This is a genomic window from Streptomyces sp. NC-S4 (assembly GCF_054353315.1).
Window position 1 is genome coordinate 84,112 of record NZ_CM135937.1, and the last position, 25,395, is coordinate 109,506.

The following is a 25,395-nucleotide window of genomic DNA, read 5'->3' on the forward strand; positions in this document are numbered from 1 at the left end:
ACCCGCACAGATCAGGCGCCTTACGATCACGCCATGTCGATCTCTTCGCCCATACCCGTCCTCCGGGGCGACAATGGCATTCAACTCCGTGCCGTCGGGGAGGAGCTGTTGCTGCGTCGTCCGGACGACGAGCTGCGCATCCCTTTCGCGGCGATCGCGTGCGTCCGCACCGAGCGGCGTTCCGTCTCCATCGAGTTGACGGCTCCGGCAGGAGCCCGGGCGACCGTTTACCGGGTCAAGGACGTGAGCGCGGCAGCCGCCGCCGTCTTCGCCGATGTGGTGACCGCCTCGCTGCCCGAACGGGCCGAGGACGCGCCACTGATCGATGGTTCCACGCTCGTCGTCACACGGAGCCTGGCATTGGCCGCGGCCGCGGCCGATGCGGAAGGCGAGGTGGACGACGTGCCCGTCGGGTTTCCCTCCCCCGCCAAGTGGGCGACTTGGACCGCCGTCTCGGCGGTCGTGGCACTCGCCGTCGTCGTCGGGCTCCTCGACGGGAACTGGGGGCGGGGAATCGCGACGCTGCTGCTCGGGGAACTCGGCGTGGCAGCGTCCTTCCTCGCCTGGCTGGGACTGGTGTACGCCGGGCGGGACTGGTACCTGCGCCGTTACGGCATCACCGTGGACGCGCTGCAGGTCTACCGGAACGGTACGGACACCAACGCCTACACGGACACCGACGGCGTGACCCGATACATCGGCGGCACCGACAAGGGCAGGCCCGTCCAGGTCGCGTACCACCCGCGCAAGCCACGGACCGCAGTGATCCGCACCGGACGGGGTGACCGGGCCGGCACGCTGATCATGATCCTGGTGCTCTCCGCCATCGCGGCACTGATCGACTACGGGACGTTCCGCCTCGCGCTGCCGTCCTTCGGAGGGTGAGACGGGCATGGACCGCTTCCCCGGCTGCCCGCCGGGGCCCGCAGCGGCTCCGGCCAGTACACCGAGGAGCTTCGACTCGCCGGTCACTCAGGCTCCTGGGCCGCTCGGCCCCTCGGTGACGGCAGGGGCGGAGGCGGAGTCCTCGCTGTAGTAGCGCCGCAGGAGTTCCCGCTCGGCGTCCCGGTGGGGGAACACGAAGAAGATCAGCAGCGCCCCCAGCGCGATCGCGGCCAGGCCGACGGTGTACGCCCAGTCGTCGCCGTGGAGGAACGACTCGCGTGCTGCTGCGACGATCTGGTCGGCGTACTGGGGGTGCTGCTGGGCGACCTGTCCTGCGGAGGCGAACGACTTCGTCAGCTCGCTCTGGACCTGGTCCGACACGTCCTTGCTCTCGGGGGAAGCGGCGATCGCGGCGTTGAACGCCGAGGCGTAACCGGCGGTGAGAAGCACGCCCATGACGGACTGCATGATGGCCCCGCCGAGGTCCCGTTGCAGGTCGGCGGTGCCCGAGGCCATCCCGGCCCGTCGTACGGGTACCGATCCGGTCAACGAGTGGGATGCGGGTGTCCCTGCGAATCCGGCGCCGACCCCGATGAGCACGTAGGCCAAGCCGATCTGCCAGTAGCTGCTGTCCTCACCCCAGAACAGCAGCATCCAGGCGAAGGCGAGGAAGAGAAACGTGTAACCGATCAGCAGAGTCGCACGGGCGCCGCGCGTCTCGACCAGCTTCGCGGACCGCGGTGCCACGAGAACGATCATCACGACGACGGGGAGGATGGCGGCGCCGGCTTCGACGGGGTCGTACTCCAGCACGTTCTGCAGGTACTGCTGGCTGATGAACGCCGACCCCATCATGGATCCGTACACGATGATTCCCGCGCACGCGGCGACCCAGAACGTGCGCCGGGCGGCGATGTGGAGGTCGTACAGCGGGTTGGGGGCCCGGCGCTGGCGCAGGACGAACGCCGCTCCGGCGGCCAGGGCGATCACGACGAGGCCGGCGGCCAGTGCCCCCTGGCCGGGGACGACGGCGAAGTTGATCGCCAGCACGAGTCCCGCGATGAGGAGGATGGAGAGGACGCCACCGAGGTGGTCCACCGGTTCGGCCGACTCGTTGGCGTGCGCGGGGACGAACAGCAGGGCCATGACCAGCGCGACCACGGCGAGGGGCAGGGTGACCAGGAACACCGAACCCCAATAGAAGCGTTCGAGCAGCGCGCCCGCGATCACCGGCCCGAGCAGGGAGATACCGCCGCCCAGGGCCGACCACAGCGCGATCGACTTCGTCCGGCCCGGCCCCGACCACAGGGCGGTGATCAGCGCCAGGGTGGTCGGGTAGGCCATGCCTGCGGAGAGCCCGCCGAGGATCCGGGCGACCACCAGGACGGTGTCGTTCGGTGCGTACGCGGCGAGCAGGCAGGCGGGGACGGACAGCGCGATGCCGAGGAGCAGCAGCAGCTTGCGCCCGTAGCGGTCGCCGACGGCACCCAGATAGAGCACCGATGCGGCGAGGCCGAGGGAGTAGCCCACGGCGATCAGGTTGAGCGTGGTCTGGGAGGAGTCGAAGGCCTTCCCGATCGCGGGCAGCGCCACGTTGGCCACCGACAGGTTCAGGTTGGCCACGGCGGCAACGATGATCAGGGACGCCAGGACGAGCGAGGCCCGCGCCGGGGCCTCACGCGGAACGTCGATGCGAGGGGCGCCGCTTTTCGGCATGGAACCTCCGGGGGCGAAGTTGGGCTCCGCGTGAGTCTCGCCTGATCCAACGTGCCGCACGTCGCCCCGTGGGGATGACACGCTCACCGTCGCTGACGTGGCCGTGCCCGTACCGGCCCGTGCCCGTGATCGATGTCCATGCGCGCGGGAGCCGCTCCGCCAGGTTCGACCGAGGGCGGGGCGGAGGGCACCGCACGTCGGGCCTGCGCCTCAGCGTGCTCCCGGTCGAAGACCGTCGATGTTCACAGCCTGACGGCCGGCCAGATGGTCACGGCCGCGGCTGCGGTGAGTCCGATGTTGAGTGCGATCCGGCGGTCCTGGCCGCTCAGGTGGACGGTGATCGCGCCGATCTGCAGGAGTACGAAGCCCATGGCCGCGGCCGACGCCAGCGAGGGAGCGATGCCGGTCAGCGGCGGCAGTACCAGGCCGGTCGCGCCGAGTACTTCGACCGCCCCCAGCGCCCTGAGGGCGGGCAGGGGTATGCGGTCGACCCAGGACATCATCGGTCGGAGTTCATCACGGCTGCGGATCAGCTTCAGTGGGCCCGCGTAGAAGTAGAAGAGCGCGAGCGGTCCCGCGACGATCCAATAGGCGAGGTTCATGGTTCCCGTTCATGGTCCGCCGGTTCACGGGGACCCGTCGTCGTGTTGGGCGCCGGAAGGACTCCGGCGGCTTCAGTCGTGGTCGGTGGCGGGCTCGGTCGCGTAGTGGCTCATCGCCTCGATGTTGGCCTCCGGTGTCAGCGGCCGACCGCCGGTGAGCACCTCCTGGAGGTCCCGGAAGTACTGCACGTACAAGTCGGGGGTGAAGGTGCTGAGCAGCACGGCGGGCTGGTCGGTCGGGTTGGCGAAGGTATGAGGGGTGCCCGGCGGAACGATTACGAGCGTGCCCGTGGTGGCTTCGTGGTCCTCGTCCCCCACGGTGAACCGGACGGTGCCGGAGAGGACGTAGAAGCCCTCGTCGTGCAGGCCGTGGCGGTGCTGAGGCGGTCCCTGGGTGTGCGGGGCGAGGACGGACTCGGCGATCGCGAGGCGGTGCCCGGTGTGGCTGCCGTCCTCCAGGACGCGCATGCGCGTGGTGCCCAGAACGATCGTCTCGCCCTCGCCGGGAGCCACCACCGACAGGGCGGGTACGATCCGCGGTTCGTTGTTCCGTGTTTCTGCGGTCATGCCCACCAGTGCACCGTCCGGCCTGCTGCAGCGTCCAAGACCCGTTCCGCCGCGCCGATACCCGGCGGGTATCGTTGCACCGTGGAGCTACGTACCCTGCGCTATTTCGTCGCGGTCGCCGAGGAACTCCACTTCGGCCGGGCCGCCACCCGACTGCACATGAGCCAGCCGCCGCTGAGCCGGGCGGTCAAGCAGTTGGAAGCAGAGGTGGGGGCCCTGCTGTTCACCCGCTCACCCACCGGCGTCACGCTCACTCCGGTGGGCACGGTGCTGCTCGACGAGGCGCGGGCCCTGCTCGACCATGCCGACCGCGTCCGGGTACGTGTGGGCGCGGCGGCCGGCGCCGCGACCATCACCGTCGGCATCCTGGGCGACGGCACCGACCCCGGAGTGTCCAGACTGGCCGCCGCCTATCGTCGAAACCATCCCGGCATCGACATCCGCATCCGCGAGACCGATCTGACCGACCCGACGTGCGGGCTGCGCGCCGGGCTGGTCGACGTCGCGCTGACCAGGGCACCGTTCGACGAAACCGCCCTGACGGTCCGTACGCTGCGGGCCGATCCGGTCGGCGTGGTCCTGCGCGCCGACGACCCGCTGGCCGGCCGCGGCCGGCTGCGGCTGGCCGAGCTGAGCGACCGCCGCTGGTTCCAGTTCCCGCAGGGCACGGATCCCGCCTGGCAGTCGTACTGGAACGGCGGCACGCCGCGCGAGGGCCCGGTGGTGCGTGCCGTCCAGGAGTGTGTGCAGGCGGTGCTGTGGAACGGCACGGTGGGCCTGGCCCCGCTCGGACACGATCTGTCCGCGGAGCTGGCCGTGGTGCCGCTGACCGACATGCCGCCGAGCCGAGTGGTGGCGGCGTGGAACGAGGGCGACACCAACCCGTTGATCCGATCCTTCGTCGAGACCGCGACGGCCGCCTACCGCCACTGATCATCGTCAACCGGCGCCGCGGCAGGTCAGGCTCTCGTGACGAAGCCACTCCCAGCGGTCGCGGTCCCCGCTGCGGCCGGGTCGAACATGCCTGGCCTTGCCGCGACGTCACGTTCTCGGCGTTGGCGCTGGCGCTGGCGCTGGCGATGAGGATCTTGCCGGCGAGTTCGGTGCGCTCGTCCTCGCCGGGCTTGGCCCGGCCGGTGCCGGTGCCGGTGCCGGTGAGCGCGGTGTAGGCGTCGCCGGTCAGCGCCAGGTGGACGACGGTGAGTAGCGGCTGGCTGTCGCGGACCAGAGTGGCGGCCACGGCCCGGTCCTCCATGCCGTGGACGTGGTTCATGTTGACCTCGACGGGGTCGCGCTGGCCCCTGACCATTAACAGGCAGTGCATTCTTGCCACTTGTAGAGTTACCGTCATGCAACTGGATCTGAACCTCCTCACCGCCCTGGACGCCCTGCTGGAAGAGGGCAGCGTCGCCGGCGCCGCGGCCCGCCTCCACGTCACCGCACCGGCGATGAGCCGTTCCCTTGGCCGCATCCGCAAGGCCACCGGTGACCAGATCCTGGTGCGCACCGGCCGCACCATGGTCCCCACCACCCGCGCGCTGGCCATGCGCGCCCAGGTCCACACCCTCGTCGAGCAGGCCCACCAACTCCTGTCCGCGCAACAGGAACTCGACCTGGCGGCTCTGGAACGGGTCTTCACCGTGCGCTGGCACGACGCCCTGACCGCGGCCTGCGGCACCGCCCTGATCGCCGCCGTCCACCGCCAGGCGCCCGGCGTACAGCTGCGCCTGCCCGCCGAACCCGGGACGGACGACGCCGAGCTGCGCCGGGGCGAGGTAGACCTCGAATCAAGTGCCGGCGTTCCGACGCTCCCCGACATCCGCCACCGCCTCGTCGGCAAGGACCGACTGATCATCGCCGTGCGGCCGGGCCACCCGCTTACCGAAGGCCCGCTGAGCCTGGAGGACTACGCAGCCGCCGAACACCTCACCGTGTCCCGGCGCGGACGCCTGCGCGACCAGATCGACGACGCCCTGGCCACACGTGGCCTCGAACGACGCGTCGTCGCCGCCGGACCCACCACCGCCTTCGCTCTGCAACTCGCCCTCGACACCGACCTGGTCGTCACCCTGCCCGACGCCGTCACCCGCACCGCCCGCGACCGACTCGGCCTGGTCACACTGCAACCGCCGCTCCCGCTGCCCGACGTCCCCCTGCACCTGCTGTGGCACCAGCGCTACGACGACGACCGCGCCCACGGCTGGCTGCGCGACGTCGCCGCCGAGACCGTCCAGGCGCTGTTCACACCACCGGCCTCCTCGCCGCAGCCCCTCACCGGGCAGTGAGGATGCGTTCGGCGCCGACAACCCGTCGGCCGCCCTTCCCGGTTCGCCCGGAGGCACGGCCGGGGTGACGGGAAGCAGGGGCCAGAGGCGGGCTGCATGCTGCCCTCCTGGGCGCGGCGCCGTGGAAGACGCTGCCGCTCATCGACATCAGGACGCGTGATGCCGCTGGAGTCCTTGGAGGAGGAGGGCGATCAGGCGTCGGGGGTCGTAGCGGGGGTCGTCGTCGTGTCCGATGCAGAGGTTGCCGATGCCGCGCATCAACTCGTACGGCTGCGTGCCGGGCCTGATGTCGCCGGCCTCGGCCGCGGCGTCGAGCAGTTGGGCGCAGACGGGCAGCAGCCGGTCGAGGAAGTAGGTGTGCAGCGCGGCGAAGCGGTCGTTGTCGGACTGCAGGGCGTCGGCGAGTCCATGTTTGGTGACGAGGAAGTCGACGAAGAGGTCGATCCACTGGCGCAGTGCGTCGAATGGGGAGTCGGCGCTGGCCAGCAGATTCGGGCCGGCCTCCGCGCACGCCTCGATCTGGTGGTGGTAGACGGCGGTGACGAGATCCGCCCGGGTCGGGAAGTGGCGGTAGATCGTGGCCATCCCGACGCCCGCCCGGGTCGCGATCTGGCGGATCGGTGCGTCGACGCCGGAGGTGACGAAGACCTCGGCGGCGGCGGTGAGCACCGTCTGCCGGTTGCGCTGGGCATCGGACCGCTTGCTTCGGGACGGCGACTGCCCTGCGGGGCCCTCGGTGGCCATCACGTTCTCCTTCGACGCACTTGACAAAACGGAGCGCCGCTCCGGATAGTAAATGGAGCAGTGTTCCGCTTCAGCTTAGCCGAAGCGGGATGCTCCCGACCGTCTTGCCCACCCCCGGTACCAGAAGGCCGGCGGGCGGCCGACCACCGAAGGGGAACCACATCGTGAGCACATCCACCGCCGCCACCAGTGCCGACACCTGGGGCACTCCCGTCCCGGTCCTGTCCTTCAGCCCCGTAGTCCTCTCCGTACCCGGACGCCCGATCGACCTCCAGGTGCGCGTCTCTGCGCCCGCGTCCGGAACCAACCACCCGGTCATCCTCTTCTCCCACGGCCACGGCCCTTCGAACAACCTCTCCTCGCTCAACGGCTACGCGCCGCTGGCCAACTTCTGGGCCGCCCATGGATTCGTCGTCATCCAGCCCACCCACCTCACCTCCAGGACCCTGAGCCACCTGGTCGCCGACGCACCCGGGGCACCCGACTTCTGGCGCTCCCGCGCTGAGGACATGACCCACATCCTCGACCGGCTGGACGTGATCGAGAGCACCGTGCCGCAGCTCGCGGGCCGGATCGACCACACCAAGGTCGCCCTCGTCGGACACTCGTACGGCGGCTTCACCGCCGCCCTCCTGCTGGGCGCCGGGCTCACCGACCCCGCTTCCGGAAAGGTGGTGCACCTTGCAGAGCCGCGGATCAAGGCCGGCGTACTGCTCGCCGCGCCCGGCAGGGGCGGCGACGCCTACAACGGGCCCATGGCCGAGCAGTGGCCGATCATCGGCGCCGTCGACTTCTCCACCATGACCGCACCCACGCTGGTCGTCGCCGGTGACAAGGACGACCCCCGGCACTTCACGGACATGGGACCGGACTGGCACGCCGATCCGTACACCCTCGCCCCTGGCCCCAAGACCCTGCTCACCCTGTTCGGCGCGGAGCACGGACTCGGCGGGATCGCCGGATACGACGCCGCCGAGACCACCGACGAGAACCCCGGGAGGGTCGCCGCCCTCGCCCGGCTCACCACGGCCTACCTCGACACCCAGTTGCACTCCGGCGCCCCCACGTGGCAGGCCGCGTGCGAGGCGCTGACGACCGGCCCGGACCCTGTGGGACGAGTCGAATCCAAGTAGGCCCCCTGGCAGTCACGCCCCTCATCGGACGGTCTCGGAATCCCGACGCTCACTCCCAAGTCGGCCGCCCGGAGGCAGTCGGCCGGGCAACTCCCCCGCAGCCACCTCCTGACGCGTTCTGACAGCCGCGCCCACGCCATAACTCCTGCCCGGTGTTCGGCGACTCGCAGACGGACCGGTGCCGCATCCGCAACAGCGGGTGCGGCACCTTCGGCAGGTCGGGATGGCGGCCATGACCAGGCCTCGGCTGCCTGCCGGCGGTTGCGGAGCACGTACATGATCTTGAGGCCGCGAGCAGCCCATGGCAGGCTCATGCCGCATGATCGATGAATTCGCGAAGGACAACCTGCACGGGAGACTGCGGCGGGACCGCACGTCACTGCTCTGGAAACTCGATGGCCTGTCCGAGTACGACGCTCGCCGGCCCCTGACGGCGAGCGGGACCAATCTCCTCGGCCTGGTCAAACACGTGGCCACCGTCGAGGCCAGGTACTTCGGCGAGGTCTTCGGCCGCCCTTCCCCGGAACCGCTGTGCCGGTGGCAGGACTCCGACGGCAGCGATCTGTGGGCGACCGAGGGCGAGACCCTCGATCAGATCGTCGGGTCCTACCGGCGCACGTGGGAACACTCGGACGCGACGATCAACGAGCTCCCCCTCGACGCCCCCGGCCACGTGCCGTGGTGGCCGGAGCCTCACTCCAATACGAACCTGTTCGCCATCATGATCCACGTCCTCGGCGAGACCAACCGGCATGCCGGGCACGCGGACATCCTGCGCGAGGGCCTCGACGGCCGGACCGGGATGCGCCCCGAACATGAGCAGCAGACCGACGGGGAAGCACGTGCGGCCCACTACGCGAAGATCGAGCAGGCCGCCAGGTCGGCCGCACCGATCAAGGCACAGAAGGTGTCCCGCACGACCTGATGTTCGCGCGGCATGACGCCGGTTGCGGGCTCGGTGACGAGGTCCTCGCCACCGCCATCCCGCCGGCTTCCCAGCCGGGCCTGCGGGCGGGCAGCCCGGCCTTGGCATGCCAGCAGTCTGCGTCGCGCGGGGCGGTCAGCCATCCGATCAGGCGTTCAGCGCCTGCACGGAAGGCCTGGGGAAGCAAGGCCAGATCAGCGATGTCGTGGCTGAAGACATCGACGTCGCCGGCCGGCGTGATCGGTATCGCACCAGCAGGCGACGTTCACCGCCGCGTCGACCGCGAGCCGGCCCAGGTCTGTCCATACGACCTGGAGCAGGAACTCCATCTGGTCGCTCCCGTCGGCCTGCTCGATGACATCCAGGCGGAGGATGATCGGCGTCCCCGGCCGAGGCCCAGGGAAGATCGCGTGTTCGGGAGCCCACTCCCACTCCGCCCCAGCTGCGTTGACACGAGCCGCATCAACAGCACGTACCCCGTCCCGCCGCTGGGGCGACTGCCCTTCTCAACGCAGACGCTGTCGGCGCGACGGTCAGCTTCGCGGCTTGAGCCTCCTCAGGCGCACGGGCTCGCCGTCGAGCGGCAGTTCGTCCACCGGATAGCCGGTGTGGTGGCGATACCGTCGGCGGAGGTTGGGGGCGTTTGCCGGACGGGCTCAGTTGGTGTTGGCCGGCCAGAGGCTGTCAGGGAAGGCGGCGTCGTCCGAGTCGGTGTCGGGCATGAGGGTGGTGAGCATCTGCTCGGCAGCCTTCGCGTTGTCGGTGGCGCGGGGCAGCATCACGCTTTCGTAGGCGTCGAGTGCCTGGTCGATGGTGGGGTGGTCGATGACGGCTCGGGCGAGTTCGACGCCGTCCAACAGGGCGAGGTTGGCGCCGACGCCGACGGGCGGCATCAAGTGGGCGGCGTCGCCGAGCAGGGTGATGCCGGGGACGCGTTGCCAGGCGTGGTGAACGGGAAGGACGAACATGGGCCGGTTGATGAAGCCGCCTTCGTTGTAGCGCAGGATGTCCAGCAGGCTTTCGTGCCAACCCTGGTACTGGGCGAGGAGGCGCGCGCGTACGGACAGGGTGTCCGTGAGGTCGAGGCCGGCGTGCCAGTCCTGGGGGCCGCGGAAGTTGATGTAGGCGCGGACGTGTCCGTTGCTGTTCCGCTGCAGCACCAGGCTGCGGCGACCCGCCTTGGCCGACATGGTGCCGCGTCCCACCAGGCGGGCGATTCCGGGGTGGCGATGGTCGACGTCGTCGAAGTGAGCTTCCACCAACGTGACACCGGCGTAGGTGGGTTGGGCGTCGGAGAGTGCGGGACGCACCCGGGACCAGGCTCCGTCGGCGCCGATGACCAGGTCGAAGTCTTCGCCCGTGCGCTCGTGGTGGTGGACGCGGGCCGTACCACGGGGTAACGGTGTCACGGCCTTTACGGAGTGGCCCCAGCGGACCGTGCCGGGAGCCAGGGAGTCCAGCAGGAGGGCGCGCAGCTGACCGCGGTCGATCTCGGGCCTGCTGAGATCGTCCTCGCCTGCCCGGTCGTGGCGTATCAGGGTCGCGTGGCGGTCGTACAGGCGCCACTCCTGGCTCTCGGGCCGGGAGAGGGCGAGGAACTCGTCGTACAGGCCGGATGCGCGCAGGGCAGCCTGGCCGGTGTCTTCCTGGATGTCGAGGGTGCCGCCTTGCGAGCGGGAGTTGGGGGCGGGTTCGTGCTCGAAGACCGTGACCGGCACGACGTGCTGTTGCAGGACGCGCGCGCAGATGAGGCCGCCGAGGCCGGCGCCGACGATCGCAATGCGAGTGGTGGTGGACATGGGGGTCACGCTCCGTTCGGAGGTCAGGGAGGGTGCTGGTGACATGTGGCGGTTCCGGTGTGGGGACGCGTCCCGGGTGACGGCGGCCGGATGCCGTTCAGCCGCCCGCTCACAGAAGCACAGTAGCTCCAAAAGTACATCCGCTCCGACTTTATAGTCGATCGCCTTTACGATCGATTCCCCTGAGGCGGGTAAGGTGGCGGAATGACCGGGACAACGACAGGACGTCGCGAACGCAAGAAGGCCCAGACGAGGCAGGCCCTGACGGATGCCGCAGTACGGCTGTTCACGGAGCGCGGCTTCGACAACGTCGGTGTGCGCGAGGTGGCGGAGGCGGCGGACGTCTCGCTGAGCACGCTCTTCAAGCACTTCCCCAGCAAGGAAGCCCTCGTCTTCGACCTGGACACGGACATCGAGAGCGCCCTCGTCGCCGCCGTTCGCGACCGAGCCCCGGGCCAGCCCGTGCTGCACGCCCTGCGCGACCACATGGTGCGCACCCGAACCTCCGTGCGGACCGACGACCCCACTTTCGTCCTCGTCGAATCCACCCCCGCGCTGCGGGACTACGCCCGCCGCATGTGGTTGCGCCACGAGAAGACGCTGGCCGCCGCCCTCGCCGAGGCCACCGGGCTCGCCCCGGAAACCCCCGCGGTCGTCGGCCTGGCACGCTTCACGCTGGAATCCGCCAGTATCGCCCGCGCAAGCAAAGACCCGGCCCGGACGATGCGCGAGCTGTTCACCCTGCTGGAACACGGCTGGGCCGCCACCCCCCTGGCGGGACAGGAAGGCCACCCGGGTCGGGACGGGTGATCGCGGCCTCTCCGAAGGCCGCAAGGTTCTCGCCGAGAAGAAGGGTGAGCACGGCCTCCGTTTCGCGGCTACTTGGATCGTCGCCCGGTCGATGACGTCCACGGTGACCGCGTGTGCGTCGCGGACGGCGTGCCGTGAAGCTCTTCACCGGGGAGGCAGCAAGCCGGTCGAGTCGGAACTGCGGCGCCGGGTCTGCGCACGATGGATGTCGATGTACCGGGCGAGGATCAGCGGATCCTGAGGGTGGTCGGCCTGGAAGGTGATGCGGCGGAGCAGGCCGACTCCGTCGAGTGTGACGCCCTCACGGGCGAGGACGAACACGAGGGTGAGGAAGGCGGAGCGGGCGTTGCCGTCGTCGAAGGGGTGGAAGAAGCAGACGTCAAGATAAGCGCGGGCGGCGCGGGCGGTCAGGCTGAGGGGGGGCGGCCGGCTCGAGCGTGCTCTCGGCCAGGCAGGCGTCGAAGCGAGCAGGTGTGTCCGGTCCGATGCCGTAGCGTTCCCGGCTTCCCTTGGCGAACGCCGGCGCGTTGCGGAATGCCGGCGGCTCCGGAGTGCCCAGGACATGCTGCTGCCAGCCGCGGAGCACCGTGAGGTCGAGTCGCGCTTCGCGGGCCGCGTCGGCTCGTAGCAGGTTGAGGGCGGTGAGCAGGCCCTCGGCTCGGGCGGGGTCGATGGCCCCGTCGAAGGCTCGGATGTCTTCCGCCGCCCCGTCGCGGAGGGGAAACACCGGGCCGCCCGCACCGCTGTCCTGGATCTCGTGCCACGCCACCGACTCGCGTACCGCAAGCCAGCGTTGAAGGTGGTCCGGAGCCGGTGCGTCTGCGCGGGGGCCGCCGTCGCCCGGCCGCAGGGAGAGCGCGAGCTGCTCCGCGACGTCGTCGACCAGCACCGTGCCAGGAGCGGTCCAGCTACCGAATCGTCCACCGATCGCCTCGTCCACCAGGCCCCGTGCCACGTCGGGCGCGACTCCCCAGCGGCTGAGGAACCAGGTGAGGACCTGGTGGCAGTGACCGTGCCAGCCGCTGCCGCATCCGGTGCGGTCGACGACCTGCAGGATCAGGTTCCGCGCCGCACGCTCCCACAGGATCCGCTGGTCTTCGATGCCGGTCAGGTCCAGCGGTTACGCCTCGAACCAGTCGGCGAGGTTCTCCAGCCAGTCGCGCCACTCGCACAGGGCCGCCTCGACACGGGCCAGGGTCTCTTCCGGCGTGGTGATCGAGTCCCGCGGGCAGCACCAGTTCCCCACCGGTCCGCCGTCGAAATCTCCTTCGTCGTACGACCAGCGCCATCCGACGGCCCAGCGGCCGTAGTGCCGTACGAGGGCGTACGACATGGCGTTGGCCCAGTGCTCGGCCTCGTCGCGCACCCAGGTACTCATCGCCGGGTCACCGAAGGCGACGTCCGGGCGGATGGGAACACGTCGGGCCGGGCCGAGCGCACGCACCGTCCGTGCCGCGGATTCGGCGTCGAAGGCGCGGCGGGCAGGGTCCACCTCGTCCCGGCTCAGGAAGCTCGGAGCCAACTCGACGATCACCGCGCAAGCCTGCCACGCCCGCCCGGCACCGGTTCAAGTGGTTTTCCCCAGACCGGGCCGCAGAGGACTTGCTCCCCCTTGTCACCGCCGCCGCACAGCCCCGCCGACGCAAGCGCTCCGCTCATCCGCCGACTGCGGTGCTCGGTCACGCCTACCGGTCCGGACGTGCGCGGCGAAGGAAGTCCCAGACCGGTCAGGAATCGAGAAGCCCCGGCCGCCGCGCAGCCCCTAGCGTGTTGGTCATGGCAACCACCACCTCCACTGCAGCCCACACGTCCCTCGCGTCCGTCACCCTCGAGGTGGCCGACCCCGAAGCCGCTCGCCGCTTCTACCGCGCCTTCGGCGTGGACACGTACGTATGCCTGCGGGCGTCCGAGGCGCACTCCACCGGATTCCGCGGCTTCACCCTGGCGCTCACGGTGGCCGGGCCAGCCACCGTCGACGGCTTCGTCGGCGCTGCCGTGGACGCCGGCGCCACGGTGCTGAAGCCCGCCGCGAAGTCGCTGTGGGGTTACAGCGGCGTCGTCCGAGCCCCGGACGGAACGATCTGGAAGATCGCGACCTCGGCGAAGAAGGATTCCGGCCCCGCCACCCGGGAGGTCGACGAGCTCGTCCTGCTGATCGGCGTCGAGGACGTGAAGGCCACCAAGCAGTTCTACGTCGGCCGCGGCCTGACCGTGGCCAAGAGCTTCGGTGGCAAGTACGCCGAGTTCGCCCCCGGCCAGTCCGGCCCCGTCAAGCTGGCGCTGTACAAGCGCCGCGCCCTTGCCAAGGACCTCGGCGTCCCCGCCGACGGCAGCGGCTCGCACCGCATCGTCCTCGGCAGCACCGGCGACGCCTTCACCGACCCGGACGGGTTCGCCTGGGAGGCTGCCGCACCGCTCGCTCCCACGCCGTCCTGACTCCCCTCCTCCCCTTCATACCGGTACGGCGGCACCTTCGCCGACCCGGACGGCTATATCCGGAGTCCCGGCTACAGCGCCCCTGGGGCCGACCGGCCCTACGCCGAGTAGCCGCCACCCGAGCCCCGACCGGCAGGTCCCCGGACTTCGCCCGGGCCCTGGACGGCGACCCGGTCGCCCGCGCCGCCTACGACAACCTTGCTCACAACCGCGAGTACGAGCGTGTGTGCGCCATCGAGAGCGCGAAGAGGCCCGATACGCGCCGACGGCCTGTCGAGAAGGCCATCGACACCCTGCGGGGCTCACCCGAAGCAAAGACTCCGACGGCACTGCTATCGCCGCGCGGAGCCCTGCCCCTGCCCCATCCCTCCTGAAAGGACAAGCATGCCGAAGCGACTCATGACCGGCCTGTACTGGTTCCTGGCGTTTGAGTTCGCGCTGGGCGCTGTGACCAAGTACTGGCCGGGCGACACGGTATTCAGCTCGGCGTACTCCGCGAAGTTCGTCGATTGGGGTTACCCGTCCTGGATGCGCTTCGTGGTCGGCGCCCTCGAAGGTGCAGCTGCCGTCCTGCTGGTGATCCCCGACAAGCGAACGCGCTTCCTGGGTGCTACGACGCTGATGTTCGTGCTCACCGGCGCGGTCACCACCCACATCGTCAACCACGACCCGGCGGTCGAGAGCTGGGCCGCACCGACCCACCTCCTCATCATGGGCATCCTCGCACTGGCCAATTGGCCTGCCGACTGGCGAGACCTCCTGCGCGCTCCCACCGCGCGCCGACGGCCCGAACACCACGTGCGTCCAACGAGATGACAAGGGTGCAGAACCTTGGAGGGAATCGCCTCATCGCCCTGCCGCTGGACCCGGGCACCGATCAGTACGGTCCTGCCCATGTTGCAGCCGTCGGCGGTCCGCTGCGGCCGGCGGCGCGGTGGGCGCTGACCTCTCGGCGTCCAGGGGCAGCGGCGCCCGGTCCGTGAGCGTGGTCTGTTCCGGATGGCGGGCCGGCCACAGCAGATCCGGCTCGCACACCCCGACGAGGTGCGGGTCGGCATGCTCCTCGCGCTCAACAGAGTCGCCCGGAGGTATTCGGCCCTAACTTGGTCGCGGTGAGGAACCCGTTCCCCGAAAGGACAGCCCCGTGAGTTCGCCGCAGGCTATCGAAGTACCGGACGCCCTGGTCGCGTCGTACACGAGGAACGGCGGTGAAGAGGAACGGGCGTGGATCGCCCGGCTGCCCGCGCTGGTGGCGGAAATGCTCGACCGATGGGAGCTGGAGTGTGACGGCGGCATCGCTTCCGGCGAGGCCTCGCTGGTGGTGCCGGTGCGCCGCGCGGACGACACCCGCGCCGCGCTCAAACTCCAGATGCCCCGCGAGGAGACGACCGCCGCGCTGATCGGGCTGCGGGCGTGGAACGGCGACGGCATCGTGCGGCTGCTCGACCACGACCCGGAGAGCAGCGCGATGCTGCTGGAGCGCCTGGACCTCTCACGCACCCTCGCTTCCGTCGAGGACGACGACGTGGCCATGGGCACCCTGGGCGCCATCATGGCCCGGCTGCACTCCGTCCCGGCGCCCGAGGGCCTGCGCGGCCTCGATGAGGTCGCGCGCGGCATGCTGGCGTCCGTGCCGGCAGCGGCTGCCAACTTGACGGACCCTGCGGACCGGCGGCTGCTGCACGGCTGGGCCTCGGCGGTCACCGAGCTGGTCGTCGAACCCGGCGACCGGATGCTGCACTGGGACCTGCACTACGACAACGTCCTCGCAGCCGAGCGCGAACCGTGGCTGGCCATCGACCCCGAACCCCTCGTCGGTGACCCGGGCTTCGACCTGTGGCCGGCGCTGGACACCGGCTGGGAGAAGCTCCGGGCCACCGGGGACGTCCAGAGGCTCCTGCGGCGCCGCTTCGACCTGCTGACCGAGGTACTCGGACTGGACCGCCCGCGCGCGGCCGGCTGGACCCTGGCCCGGCTGCTGCAGAACACACTGTGGGACATCGAGGACGGGCGGACCAGCATCGACCCGTCCCAGACCACTGTGGCCGAGGCGCTGCCGCCCCGCCACTGACGAACGCGACGCGGCCCGGGGGACGTAGGTCTTGCAGGCGGCCGAGGATGCCTCCGGACGGACGTGGCGGACGGACGCGGAGGGGGCGAACTCGGCGCTGTCCGGGCAGAGTGCCGCCGCGCGGGCGTCACCCCGGGCCTGCCCGTACCCGTCGCTTCCTGGTGCCTGCCATCGCTACCGAAGGCGGGCGTGGACGGCGATGGGGTCTGCGTAACGGCTCGTGGCTGTCGTATATGGCGCTGGACCCATGGGACGAACTGCCCCAACCGGCCGAGAAGATGATTGATGACGCCCTGCTGACCCGCCTGGGCGGCAACGTGCACGAGTCCACGCGGCTGACGTCGGCCCCGTGCGCGGTCGAGGCAGCCGCCCGGGAGCACGGGGCCACTCTCGGCAGCCTGCATCCGGGTGGCTCACCCGCTCCCTCCCGGCTGGAAGGCCCTACTGGGTGACGGTGTCGTCGCAGACGGGCTTCGGCGGCGCCTTCGCGATCACGCCACGCCAGTAGTCGGCCTCCCCGGCCGTCCCCCGGCGTGCGGGCTCGATCAGGGTGGAGAACGTCGTCGTCCCCGGACGCGCTTCCAGGTCGCCGGGGCCGATCGCGACCACGTACTGCTGCCCCGGCTGCATCATCACCTCGCGGTTCGAGGTGGCCACCTTGAACGAGCCGGGCGTCCCGCCGGGCTCTACTCGCTGGGACACCCCGATCACCGGGGCGAAGTTCCCCTTCATCGACTCCACGATCCGTACTGGCGTCGTGACGAGCTCGGGATTCTCGGCGCCGACCGCCTGGGGGTCGTGCGCGGCCTCGCCGGCGGCCTCCACCACGGCGATCCCCTGCGCGCCGGTCGCCACCTCGGCGTCCGTGCCGCCGGTCGGGGTCCCGCACAAGCTCTCGGTGTGCGACTCGCCGCTGCTCTCCCAGACGTACCAACCGGCGCCACCGGCAAGCACTGCGGCCACCGCCGTCCCGGCAACCGCCCACGTCTTCACGCTCATGATCAGCCCCACAGCTTGGAGTAGTTGGCCCGGTCGACGTCCTGAGGGAGATCGAAGTATTCGTGGGCGGTCGGCCACATCAGCGACCGCGCATAACCCGGCCCGCCCGCGTCCGACTTGTGGCACAGCCCCAGGGCGTGGCCCAGCTCGTGCGCCGCGATCTGCCGGCGCTTGGTCCGGCTCGCGTTCTTCATCGCCGCCGTGTTGAAGCGGATGTAGTCGGTCTGGCCGGGGCCTCCACGGTAGTTCCACTTCGCGGCGGCACGGTCCTTCGGGTCGTTGTAGTCCACGAACTCGAGGTCGTTGACGGTGGTCGCCGAGTCCGGGGCCAGTTTGATCCTGTGGCCGGCGTACTGCCATGCGCTCAGTGCGTGCTTGTACGCATCGGCATAGGCCGTGTGCGCCGTCCATCTGATCTCGCCGTCGTCCACCGAGCTGCGCGACCTCGACTCGGCCTCGCCCCTGACACACGGCGCCGCAGCAACAGCCGCAGCTGGAGGCGGGGCGGACAGGAGCAGGGCTGCGGCCACCGATAAGCCCGCTGACAGGCGCTTCATCCGCTCCACGGTAGGGCTGCTCGTACCGTGGACATCGTTTCCTCTCCCCCGAGCGGCGAGATTCCCCGGACCGGGCACACCCGACGCTCGAACACGTTCGGGACGGTACCGGCTCGCGCGTACGGTCGTACGACTTCTCTCCGGGTGAAGCGGTGCTGCTACGTGCCGGAGACACCCGCGCAGCCACCGACTGCCCCTGAGGCCATCAGCTCTGATGCACCGACAGCGTCCCGGCCGCCGCGCCGAACGGCCCTGAATGCACTCGCTCGCACCCTCGCGGTGCAGCCACATCTGGACCGAAGTCGACATCTGCGGGTAGCCGAAGTCCCATGTGCCCTGTCCCGTGCACGTCCCGACCCGCAAGGTGTACTGGCCACCCTGCCCGGGCTGCGACTGCCGGGTCAGGGTCAGGGACGCAGCGTCCTTCGAGGCGGTCCACACCCCCGGATAGTCCGTGTACGGCCCGGAACAGGACCCGCAGGCCGCCGCCACCAGCGCGACGACGGCGATGGCGGCTGCGGCGCGGGATGGCTGGATCGGCAGCTCTGCCGGGCCGAAGGAACACAGGACAGCGGCCGCCCACGAGGCGGCCACCGCGACGGCGCACCAGACGACCCAGGGCCCCTCGCCGGCCCTGACCAGCAGGACCAGAAGTGCGAGCGCGAGGATCCACGAGCCGACCGCCCTCCATACGGCAGTGCCGTTCCAGGCATTGCGCTGCTTCAGCACCGCGACCACGATCGGCAGGACTGCCAGGGTGATGGCGAGCAGCATTGCGCACATCAGGAGGAGAGTGCTGCCGTATTCCGGGACCAGCATGGTGGTGTCCCCCAGAACGAACGTCCCCACCAGTCCTACGACCTCCACCGCGAGCGCCGACCACAGCACGACGGCGAGCCGGCGGCCCGTCGTTGCTTCCCCCACCAAAGCCCCCGGCGTGCAGGAGCACCCGGCGCAGAAGCACGCCTACTTCGTGGAGCGCCGGCTCATCATCGCCCCCGTACGGGAGCGCCGCCGGGCCGGACGGCCGGACCCGGATCCGTCACCGTTCACCGGGCTTCTGTCCGCAGGAACGACGCCGCCGCGCGGTGTGGCGCGCGGGCTCAGTTGTTCACGAACGTGAGGCTGGTCGCGTCGTAGCGGGTGCCCGCGACCTGCCCGGGCGGGGCGGCGGCCTCGATGGCGGCGAGGTCGTCGGCGGACAGCTCGATCGCCAGGGCCGCGAGGTTCTCCTCCAGGTAGCGCTGCCGCCGCGTGCCGGGGATCGGCACCACGTCGGCGCCCCGGTGCTGCACCCAGGCCAGAGCCAGCTGGCCGGCGGTGACTCCCCTGGCCTCGGCAAGCTCGTTCAGCTTCTCGACGATCAACAGATTCCGCTCGAGGTTGCCGTCGGCGAAACGGGGCTGGCTGCGCCGTACGTCGTCCTCCGCCAGCCCTTCGACCGAGCTGTACCGGCCGGTCAGGAAGCCGCGCCCGAGCGGGGAGAACGGGACCAGCCCGATGCCGAGTTCGCGGCAGACCGGGCCGATCTCCGCTTCGAGGTCGCGGGTCCACAGCGACCACTCGCTCTGCAGCGCGGCGATCGGGTGCACCGCGTGCGCCCGTCGGACGGTGTGCGCGCCCGCCTCGGACAACCCGAGGTGACGGACCTTTCCGGCCTGCACGAGTTCGGCCATCGCACCCACGGTCTCCTCGATCGGCACCTGCGGGTCGACCCGGTGCTGGTAGTAGAGGTCGATGTGATCGACCCCGAGCCGCCGCAGCGACGCCTCGCACGCCTGCCGCACGTACGCGGCGTCGCCGCGGACACAGGTGGGCTCGCCGAGCCGGTTGGCGAAGCCGAACTTCGTGGCCAGCACCACCTCGTCGCGGCGCCCGGCCACGGCCCGTCCGATCAATTCCTCGTTGTGCCCGCCGCCGTAGAAGTCGGCGGTGTCCAGCAGGGTCACCCCCAGGTCGAGCGCACGGTGCACGGTGGCGATGGACTGCGCTTCGTCCGTGGCACCGTAGCCGTGGCTCATGCCCATGCATCCCAGGCCCTGCGCGGAGACCTCCAGGCTGCCCAGGTGCCGGGTGGGAACGTCGTTCATTCTGCTGCCTCCTGAGCTCGGAATCATTGATCTTGACGTTAGGTGTTGGAGCACACTCCAAGTCAACCCGGCGCCGCCGCGTAGGGTGAGCGGAACCAGCACGCCTCCCGCCGCCCTCCTCAGGAGAGAACTGCCTTCATGCGCACGGTCTTCGCAAGCCAGGTGATCGAGTGGCGCGGTCCCGCGCCCTTCTACTTCGTCCCCGTGCCGGAAGAGCCGTCCGCCGACGTACGGCAGGTGGCGTCGGCGGCCACCTACGGCTGGGGAGTCGTCCCTGTCGAGGCCAGCATCGGCGAAGTCACCTTCGAGACGTCGCTCTTCCCGAGGGAGGGCGGATACTTGCTGCCCGTCAAGAGCGCTGTCCGGACGCCGCTGGGGCTGGTGGCAGGAGATGAAGTGACCGTGGCGATGACGGTGCGCCTACCGGGCTGAGCGCCGCCGGTCCCACCCCGGCCGACGGGCGGGCGGGGTGTGGTGTGAAGGGGGAGAGCGGTATGAGTGCATCCGGATTCGCCGCATGGACACGGCACTTCGAGGCCGAACGCGACCGCCGCGCAGCCGGGCCCGAGCCCCGCTGGGAGTCGGGTGCCTCGCTGCCCCCGGCGCTGCGGACCAGCATCCAGCGGTTCCAGGCCGGCGAGGGCGGCGACAGTACGGCCCTGTTCGCCAAGGCGGACGCGGCGGGCGACCCGGAGTACTCGGCGGCGCTGCGGCTGTTCGTCGCCGAGGAGCAGAACCACGCGCGGCTCCTCGCCCTGCTGCTCGAGGCGGGCGGGGCGACGACGCGGCCAGGGCACTGGAGCGACACGGCATTCGCGCGACTGCGTCGCCTGCCGGGCCTACGGGCGGAGTTGCTGCTCCTGATGGTCGCGGAGGTGGTGGCCCTGCGCTACTACCGGGCTCTGCGTGACGGGACCGGCGATCCGCTGACGTCGGAGGTCGCCGGCCGCATCCTGGCGGACGAGGTGCGGCACGTCCCGTTCCACTGCGAGCGGCTGCGCGCGTCGGTGGCGGAACTGCCGCGCGCGGCCCGGCATCCGGTGCTGGCGGGGTGGCGGGTGATGCTCCTCGGCGCAGCTGTGGTCGTGGCCGCCGACCACGGGCGGGCGCTGCGGGGCCTCGGGGTCGGGCGAGGACGTTTCGTCGCGGACGTGGTGGGGTCGGGTGGCCCGGTGGTCGCGGCGATCCTCGGAACCGACCCGCTGCGGGTGCCCGCCGTCCCGGCGGAGCCTGCCGATGCCGGGACCGCGTACCCGCTCCGGGCTGGGAGCGCCCGGTCCGGACCCGCGCTCACACGGCTGTGGCGGCTCGGCTGACCGGCCGGCTGGTCACGGCAGCCGGTGCGGTGCCGCACCGCAGGCGACAGGCCCGCTCGGCCTTGTTCGTCAGCTCCCGCCTTATCCTCGTGCGATCCGCTCCCCGTCGAAGAGAGTCCCCGTGTACACCGCTCGCCGCTCGATCGGCACCCTTGCCCTCACTGGTACCTCGGTTCTCGCGCTCACCGGATGCCTGCCCGAGCCGACCGAACCGGTCTCCGGCCGTCCGGCCTCCCAGGTGCTGGACGAGTCCGTGACGGCGCTGCGGGGCGCGTCCTCGTTCACGGTCAGCGGGAAGACGATGACCCAGGGCGTACCCACGCAGGTGAACCTGTCCATCAGCAAGTCCGGCGACTGCAAGGGCACGATGTCGCTCCGGACCGGCCAGGTCAAAGTGATCCGTACCCGGGACGACGTCTTCTTCCAGGGCGACGAGGCCTTCGCCCGAGCACAGACACAGGACATGCCCGAGGAGGAGGCGGACCGGGCCTTCAAGGACGCCACCACCCTCTGGATACGCAAGAAGGCCTCGGATCCCGCTCTGAAGGGACTGGCCTCCCTGTGCGACCGGGACGGCATACTCAAGGCGTTCTACGGCCTGCCGGGCGCGGTACGGGGCGGGCCGACCGAGGTCGACGGCCGGAAGGCGCTCACGATCACCGCGGCCCAGCACGTCTTCGTCGTGGCCACCGAGGGCGAGCCGTACCTGCTCAAGGCGACCGCTGGCGGCCCGGAGGGAATCGACCTCGCCTACACCGCCGTCAACGGGCCGGTGCAGGTCGACGTTCCGGCCGACAAGGACGTCGTCGACGATCCGGACGACAACGGCTGACGCACGTTGCGCGCCCGGTCGGCGGGTGGGCGGGGCCCGTTCGCCGGGGTCCATTAGGGTCCATCTCGGCGGCCCGGCGCCCGGGCCGCGCGGCGCGGGCCGACGACGGCCCCGGGGACAGGGGGAACCATGGAGTCTTTGCTGCCCGGAGACCCGCCGGAGATCGGCGGGTACCGTCTGCTGGCGCGGCTCGGGTCGGGGGGCATGGGCGAGGTGTTCCTGGCGCGGACGGCGTCCGGGCGGGCACTGGCGCTGAAGACCGTGCACCGCGAGCTGAGCCTGGACGCGGACTTCGCGCACCGCTTCGACCGGGAGATCCGGACCAGCGACCGGGTCCGCAGTCCGTGGACGGTGTCGGTGGTCGATTTCAGCGCGCCCGGCGCGTCCCCGCAGTGGCTGGCGACCGAGTACGTGCCCGCGCCGTCCCTGGGTGACTGGGTACGCGGATGGGGACCGCTGGAGGCCCCCGCCGTCCGGTGCCTGGGGCAGCAACTGTCGGCGGCACTGGTCGGCGTACGGGCGGCCGGGGTGGTCCACCGCGACATCAAGCCGGCGAACGTACTGCTCGGCACGGAGCGGCCCTTCCTCATCGACTTCGGTATCGCCCGCACCGTCCGCGACCCGCGGCACACCCGCACCGGCACGGTGATGGGGACGCCCGGCTTCCTGGCACCGGAACAGGCCACCGGCACGGTGGCCGGTGCCGCGGCCGACGTGTTCTCCCTGGCCGCCGTGCTCGTGTACGCGGCGACCGGCCGCAGTCCCTTCCTCGCGGACGGTGAGGAGCTCGACCTGCCGGCCCTGCTCTACCGGATCGTGCACGACGAACCCCGGCTCGACGGCGTACCGGGGCCGCTGCTCGCGCTGGTGAGGGAGTGCCTGGCCAAGGACCCGCAAGAGCGTCCCCGGGCCGAGGACGTAGCGGCGCGTCTGGCCGACGACGGCTCGGAACCGGGGTGGGGAGCCGCCGCGCCCGAGGCCCTGGCGGCCGAGGCCGCACGCCGGGAGACCGAACTCCGTCGTCTGCTCGCCCTTCCGCCATCGCCCGCCGACGTCCCCGGGGCGCACGGCACTGCCCCCGCGGCCGTGCCCGCGCCCGTGGGTGCCGGAACTCCGCCGTACTCCCCCGCACCCGCGAGGCGCGGGCCGGGACGGGCGGTCCTGCGCTCGCGGGGCGCCGGTACGGCGGCGGGAGCCGCCGCCGTCACCGTCGCTGCCGTCGCGCTCGCGGTATGGCTCCCCGGACACGGGGACGAGGGCGACGGGCGTGGGGCGCCCTCTCCTGGAGCCTCCTCACCGTCCTCCCCCGGAGCGTCCTCACCCGCGCCGGCGGCGGGCGCGCCAGGGGCACTGCCGGCCGCGTGGGCCGGTACCTGGTCGGGTACCGGCCCCGGAACACCGGATGCGGACGGTGTGTCCCGGGCACGCACCGGTGAGTTCTCGGTCACCGTCACCCTGAACGGCGGCACGGTGGGCGAACTGGTGGGCCGGCAGGTCAGCGACCTCAAGGAGGCCGCGAGCGGGCGGAACCTCGGATGCACCGAAGCCCTGAGGCTCCAGCAGATCCGTGGGAACACCGCGGTGTTCGAGGCTGCCACCAGCCATCCCACCGACCGTGGCGCGGTCCTCGAGTGCCCCCGGGGGAACCTGTACGTGCTGACGATGACGGAACCGGACCGCCTCACACTGGAATCGGAGGGCGCCCAGTCGGCCGGAGCCCCCGCGGCGCTGAACCGCCGCCCGTGACCCCACGGCCTTTGACCTCGACCGGACTTGATGTTCTACACATGGGGTCATGACCACTCCACTGCGTATCGCACTCGTCGTCGGCAGCACCCGGGAAGGCCGGTTCGGCCCGACCGTCGCCCGCTGGTTCGAAACCGTCGCCGCCGCCCGCGGCGACGTCGAACTCACCGTCGCCGACCTCGCGGATGCCGACCTGCCAGCCCACTGGACCACCGAACTGTCACCCCGCGGCCGCGCGTTCGTCGAACGCCTCGCCGGGGCGGACGCCTACGTGGTTCTCACCCCCGAGTACAACCACTCGTTCCCCGCCTCCCTGAAACAGGCCATCGACATCGCCGGACACGTCTGGCGGCGCAAGCCGGTCGGATTCGTGTCCTACGGCGGCCTGTCCGGCGGCCTGCGCGCCGTCGAGCAGCTCCGCCCCGTCTTCGCCGAGCTCCACGCCACCACGCTTCGCGAAACCGTCAGCTTCCACCAGTTCCCCTTCGACGAAACCGGTACGCCCCACGACAACGACACCGCCGTGCGGGCCGCAACAGTCCTCCTCGACGACCTCCACTGGTGGGGCAACGCCCTGCGCACCGCACGCCGGCACGACGAGGCATTGAGCGAGACCGTCTGACGAACCGCGGACCGGGCCTGCCACTCTCTCCCCCGGCCGGGTGTCCGGGTGTCCGGTTCAGGTGGGAACGGCACGCGGCAGCCCCGGGCCGCGCAGGGATTCCAGACGTGCCTGCGCCAGCCGCAGATGACGGGGGTCCGGGGCGGGCAGGGCCTCCAGCAGAGCGAGCAGTTCGGGCCCCGACTCCACCGCCGAGGCCCGGTCCCTGACCTGGGACCAGCAGTACAGCGCCCCGGCCGCCGCGGCGTGGACCTCGGGAGCAGCCGTGCCCTGACCGGTGAGCCGGATCCGGCAGGCCCGCAGCCACAGCCGCGTCGCCAGCGGGAAGTCACCCGCCATCCGGGCCAGATCCGCACGGATCTCCACCCACTGGACCGCCTCCGGGGAGGAGAACCCGTACGCGTGCCGGACGTGCTCCTCCCAGGCCCCGGCCAGCGCGGCCGCCTCCGCATGACGGCCCCCGGTCGCCAGTGCGTGGATGTGCGGCCGCGGGTCCCCGCCCGCCACCGCACTCGGCGCCCCGTCGGCGGGTGGAGCGGCCGGCCGGCCCGGATGCTCCTGCTGCGGACCGGAACGCATGTCCAGCTCGCGGGCGGTCGGCAGGACCAGCGCACCCGGCGGCAGGCCCGCGGCCCCCGCCGCCAGGGCGTGCAGCTGCACATCGGTCGGCCGGACCGGACCGCGGCGCAGCTGCTCGATCCAGTGCCGTGTGTAGCCGCTGACCGTGCCGCTGCCCGTCGCGAAGCCGGGCGGGGACACCACTCCGTACAACACCACCCCGTCCGGCAGGCCGGGCAGTCCGCCCCGCTCCCCCAGCGCCGACCACGCCTCCCGGTCCGCCACCAGGTCGACGAGCACCCTCGTCGACCCGGCAGGACGTGCCCGCAGCTCACCGACCACCCAGTCCCAGGGCACGGCCGTGTAGCGCACGGCCGCCCGTGCCGTCCCCGCCAGAGCCAGAAACAGCCCGCGGCCGCGCCGGTCGGCCGTGAGCCGACCCGAGAGGTAGACGAACAAGGGACCCGGGGTCACCGCCGCCGCACGAAGCCGCACGAGCACCGTGTTCGGATCGCACACCCCGTCCAGACACACCATGTCGGTGGGCAGTTCGCTCCCCAGCAACACCGAAGCCGGCACCATCCCGAGGGCCGCGACGTTCGCGCTGGGGGCAAGATGCACCGCCCGGCGGGACACCGCCGCATCCCCCGCCACGAGAAGGACATGACCCCGCTGCTGCCCCGGACCGATCAAGTACATGGA

The 25,395-nt window shown here is 71.2% G+C and carries 29 protein-coding genes; 17 read left to right on the forward strand and 12 right to left on the reverse strand.

Annotated features, from left to right (window positions below; all coding sequences use genetic code 11):
- The first annotated feature begins 33 nt into the window (after nt 1-33).
- On the forward strand, nt 34-885 hold the full coding sequence (locus ACXNSR_RS00485; protein ID WP_458640121.1) for a hypothetical protein: 852 nt from the start codon (nt 34-36) through the stop codon (nt 883-885).
- 87 nt (nt 886-972) lie between these two features.
- Here ACXNSR_RS00485 and ACXNSR_RS00490 read toward each other — a convergent pair whose 3' ends face one another.
- The 3 genes from ACXNSR_RS00490 to ACXNSR_RS00500 all read right to left on the reverse strand — a co-directional run bounded on the left by ACXNSR_RS00490 (nt 973) and on the right by ACXNSR_RS00500 (nt 3,770).
- Nucleotides 973-2,601 (reverse strand): MFS transporter, encoded by a 1,629-nt coding sequence (locus ACXNSR_RS00490; RefSeq protein ID WP_458640122.1) that lies wholly within the window; start codon nt 2,599-2,601, stop codon nt 973-975.
- A 242-nt stretch (nt 2,602-2,843) separates the two neighbouring features.
- Entirely contained in the window at nt 2,844-3,203 is a 360-nt protein-coding gene (locus ACXNSR_RS00495; RefSeq protein WP_458640123.1) for a DoxX family protein, read from the reverse strand.
- A gap of 72 nt (nt 3,204-3,275) precedes the next feature.
- On the reverse strand, nt 3,276-3,770 hold the full coding sequence (locus tag ACXNSR_RS00500) for a cupin domain-containing protein (protein WP_458640124.1): 495 nt from the start codon (nt 3,768-3,770) through the stop codon (nt 3,276-3,278).
- 81 nt (nt 3,771-3,851) lie between these two features.
- Between ACXNSR_RS00500 and ACXNSR_RS00505 the strand changes: the two genes are divergently transcribed.
- Nucleotides 3,852-4,703, forward strand: a complete 852-nt coding sequence (locus tag ACXNSR_RS00505) for a LysR family transcriptional regulator (RefSeq protein ID WP_458640125.1) — start codon at nt 3,852-3,854, stop codon at nt 4,701-4,703.
- A gap of 416 nt (nt 4,704-5,119) precedes the next feature.
- Nucleotides 5,120-6,055, forward strand: coding sequence for a LysR family transcriptional regulator (locus tag ACXNSR_RS00510; protein ID WP_458640126.1), 936 nt, complete (start codon nt 5,120-5,122; stop codon nt 6,053-6,055).
- A 147-nt stretch (nt 6,056-6,202) separates the two neighbouring features.
- Here ACXNSR_RS00510 and ACXNSR_RS00515 read toward each other — a convergent pair whose 3' ends face one another.
- Nucleotides 6,203-6,799 (reverse strand): TetR/AcrR family transcriptional regulator, encoded by a 597-nt coding sequence (locus ACXNSR_RS00515; protein ID WP_458640127.1) that lies wholly within the window; start codon nt 6,797-6,799, stop codon nt 6,203-6,205.
- A 164-nt stretch (nt 6,800-6,963) separates the two neighbouring features.
- On the opposite strand from ACXNSR_RS00515, the gene ACXNSR_RS00520 reads away from it, so the two are divergent.
- Nucleotides 6,964-7,932, forward strand: coding sequence for an alpha/beta hydrolase family protein (locus ACXNSR_RS00520; RefSeq protein ID WP_458640128.1), 969 nt, complete (start codon nt 6,964-6,966; stop codon nt 7,930-7,932).
- 319 nt (nt 7,933-8,251) lie between these two features.
- Nucleotides 8,252-8,857 carry a DinB family protein gene (locus ACXNSR_RS00525; protein ID WP_458640129.1) on the forward strand — a complete coding sequence of 202 codons (606 nt, stop codon included), beginning with the start codon at nt 8,252-8,254 and terminating at the stop codon, nt 8,855-8,857.
- 656 nt (nt 8,858-9,513) lie between these two features.
- On the opposite strand, the gene ACXNSR_RS00530 is transcribed toward ACXNSR_RS00525, so the two are convergent.
- Complete coding sequence (locus tag ACXNSR_RS00530) at nt 9,514-10,656, reverse strand: FAD-dependent oxidoreductase (protein ID WP_458640130.1); 1,143 nt, start codon at nt 10,654-10,656, stop codon at nt 9,514-9,516.
- Between the two features lie 204 nt (nt 10,657-10,860).
- Here ACXNSR_RS00530 and ACXNSR_RS00535 point away from each other — a divergent pair, with 204 nt between their 5' ends.
- On the forward strand, nt 10,861-11,466 hold the full coding sequence (locus ACXNSR_RS00535; protein ID WP_458640131.1) for a TetR/AcrR family transcriptional regulator: 606 nt from the start codon (nt 10,861-10,863) through the stop codon (nt 11,464-11,466).
- Nucleotides 11,467-11,610: 144 nt separating this feature from the next.
- On the opposite strand, the gene ACXNSR_RS00540 is transcribed toward ACXNSR_RS00535, so the two are convergent.
- The 3 genes from ACXNSR_RS00540 to ACXNSR_RS00550 all read right to left on the reverse strand — a co-directional run bounded on the left by ACXNSR_RS00540 (nt 11,611) and on the right by ACXNSR_RS00550 (nt 13,000).
- Nucleotides 11,611-11,787: a hypothetical protein gene (locus ACXNSR_RS00540; RefSeq protein WP_458640132.1), complete on the reverse strand. Its 177-nt coding sequence runs from the start codon at nt 11,785-11,787 to the stop codon at nt 11,611-11,613.
- Nucleotides 11,788-11,845: 58 nt separating this feature from the next.
- Nucleotides 11,846-12,406 (reverse strand): hypothetical protein, encoded by a 561-nt coding sequence (locus ACXNSR_RS00545; protein ID WP_458640133.1) that lies wholly within the window; start codon nt 12,404-12,406, stop codon nt 11,846-11,848.
- 180 nt (nt 12,407-12,586) lie between these two features.
- Nucleotides 12,587-13,000 (reverse strand): hypothetical protein, encoded by a 414-nt coding sequence (locus tag ACXNSR_RS00550; protein ID WP_458640134.1) that lies wholly within the window; start codon nt 12,998-13,000, stop codon nt 12,587-12,589.
- A gap of 242 nt (nt 13,001-13,242) precedes the next feature.
- On the opposite strand from ACXNSR_RS00550, the gene ACXNSR_RS00555 reads away from it, so the two are divergent.
- The 5 genes from ACXNSR_RS00555 (at nt 13,243) to ACXNSR_RS00575 (ending at nt 16,425) form a co-directional block, all read left to right on the forward strand.
- Nucleotides 13,243-13,902, forward strand: coding sequence for a glyoxalase (locus ACXNSR_RS00555; protein ID WP_458640135.1), 660 nt, complete (start codon nt 13,243-13,245; stop codon nt 13,900-13,902).
- Between the two features lie 17 nt (nt 13,903-13,919).
- Nucleotides 13,920-14,276 (forward strand): YdeI/OmpD-associated family protein, encoded by a 357-nt coding sequence (locus ACXNSR_RS00560; protein ID WP_458643515.1) that lies wholly within the window; start codon nt 13,920-13,922, stop codon nt 14,274-14,276.
- Nucleotides 14,277-14,286: 10 nt separating this feature from the next.
- Nucleotides 14,287-14,718 carry a DoxX family protein gene (locus tag ACXNSR_RS00565; RefSeq protein ID WP_458640136.1) on the forward strand — a complete coding sequence of 144 codons (432 nt, stop codon included), beginning with the start codon at nt 14,287-14,289 and terminating at the stop codon, nt 14,716-14,718.
- A gap of 328 nt (nt 14,719-15,046) precedes the next feature.
- Entirely contained in the window at nt 15,047-15,973 is a 927-nt protein-coding gene (locus ACXNSR_RS00570) for an aminoglycoside phosphotransferase family protein (protein ID WP_458640137.1), read from the forward strand.
- Nucleotides 15,974-16,206: 233 nt separating this feature from the next.
- Complete coding sequence (locus ACXNSR_RS00575; protein WP_458640138.1) at nt 16,207-16,425, forward strand: hypothetical protein; 219 nt, start codon at nt 16,207-16,209, stop codon at nt 16,423-16,425.
- Here the strand turns inward: ACXNSR_RS00575 and ACXNSR_RS00580 are convergent.
- Nucleotides 16,415-16,972, reverse strand: coding sequence for a hypothetical protein (locus tag ACXNSR_RS00580; protein WP_458640139.1), 558 nt, complete (start codon nt 16,970-16,972; stop codon nt 16,415-16,417). The two genes, ACXNSR_RS00575 and ACXNSR_RS00580, sit on opposite strands and share 11 nt — an antisense overlap.
- 2 nt (nt 16,973-16,974) lie before the next feature.
- Entirely contained in the window at nt 16,975-17,529 is a 555-nt protein-coding gene (locus tag ACXNSR_RS00585) for a matrixin family metalloprotease (protein ID WP_458640140.1), read from the reverse strand.
- A gap of 454 nt (nt 17,530-17,983) precedes the next feature.
- Here ACXNSR_RS00585 and ACXNSR_RS00590 point away from each other — a divergent pair, with 454 nt between their 5' ends.
- Nucleotides 17,984-18,652 carry a hypothetical protein gene (locus tag ACXNSR_RS00590; protein ID WP_458640141.1) on the forward strand — a complete coding sequence of 223 codons (669 nt, stop codon included), beginning with the start codon at nt 17,984-17,986 and terminating at the stop codon, nt 18,650-18,652.
- Here ACXNSR_RS00590 and ACXNSR_RS00595 read toward each other — a convergent pair.
- Nucleotides 18,633-19,619, reverse strand: coding sequence for an aldo/keto reductase (locus ACXNSR_RS00595; RefSeq protein WP_458640142.1), 987 nt, complete (start codon nt 19,617-19,619; stop codon nt 18,633-18,635). The two genes, ACXNSR_RS00590 and ACXNSR_RS00595, sit on opposite strands and share 20 nt — an antisense overlap.
- Nucleotides 19,620-19,757: 138 nt before the next feature.
- On the opposite strand from ACXNSR_RS00595, the gene ACXNSR_RS00600 reads away from it, so the two are divergent.
- From ACXNSR_RS00600 to ACXNSR_RS00620, 5 genes are all read left to right on the forward strand, one after another.
- Nucleotides 19,758-20,051: a DUF1905 domain-containing protein gene (locus ACXNSR_RS00600; RefSeq protein ID WP_458640143.1), complete on the forward strand. Its 294-nt coding sequence runs from the start codon at nt 19,758-19,760 to the stop codon at nt 20,049-20,051.
- A 62-nt stretch (nt 20,052-20,113) separates the two neighbouring features.
- Entirely contained in the window at nt 20,114-20,935 is an 822-nt protein-coding gene (locus tag ACXNSR_RS00605) for a ferritin-like domain-containing protein (protein ID WP_458640144.1), read from the forward strand.
- 121 nt (nt 20,936-21,056) lie between these two features.
- Nucleotides 21,057-21,767, forward strand: a complete 711-nt coding sequence (locus ACXNSR_RS00610; RefSeq protein ID WP_458640145.1) for a hypothetical protein — start codon at nt 21,057-21,059, stop codon at nt 21,765-21,767.
- Nucleotides 21,768-21,896: 129 nt separating this feature from the next.
- Nucleotides 21,897-23,513, forward strand: coding sequence for a serine/threonine-protein kinase (locus ACXNSR_RS00615; RefSeq protein ID WP_458640146.1), 1,617 nt, complete (start codon nt 21,897-21,899; stop codon nt 23,511-23,513).
- Between the two features lie 49 nt (nt 23,514-23,562).
- A complete protein-coding gene (locus ACXNSR_RS00620) occupies nt 23,563-24,135 on the forward strand; it encodes an NADPH-dependent FMN reductase (protein ID WP_458640147.1) in 573 nt (190 codons plus the stop codon).
- A 57-nt stretch (nt 24,136-24,192) separates the two neighbouring features.
- On the opposite strand, the gene ACXNSR_RS00625 is transcribed toward ACXNSR_RS00620, so the two are convergent.
- Nucleotides 24,193-25,392: a hypothetical protein gene (locus ACXNSR_RS00625; RefSeq protein ID WP_458640148.1), complete on the reverse strand. Its 1,200-nt coding sequence runs from the start codon at nt 25,390-25,392 to the stop codon at nt 24,193-24,195.
- Nucleotides 25,393-25,395: the final 3 nt, after the last annotated feature.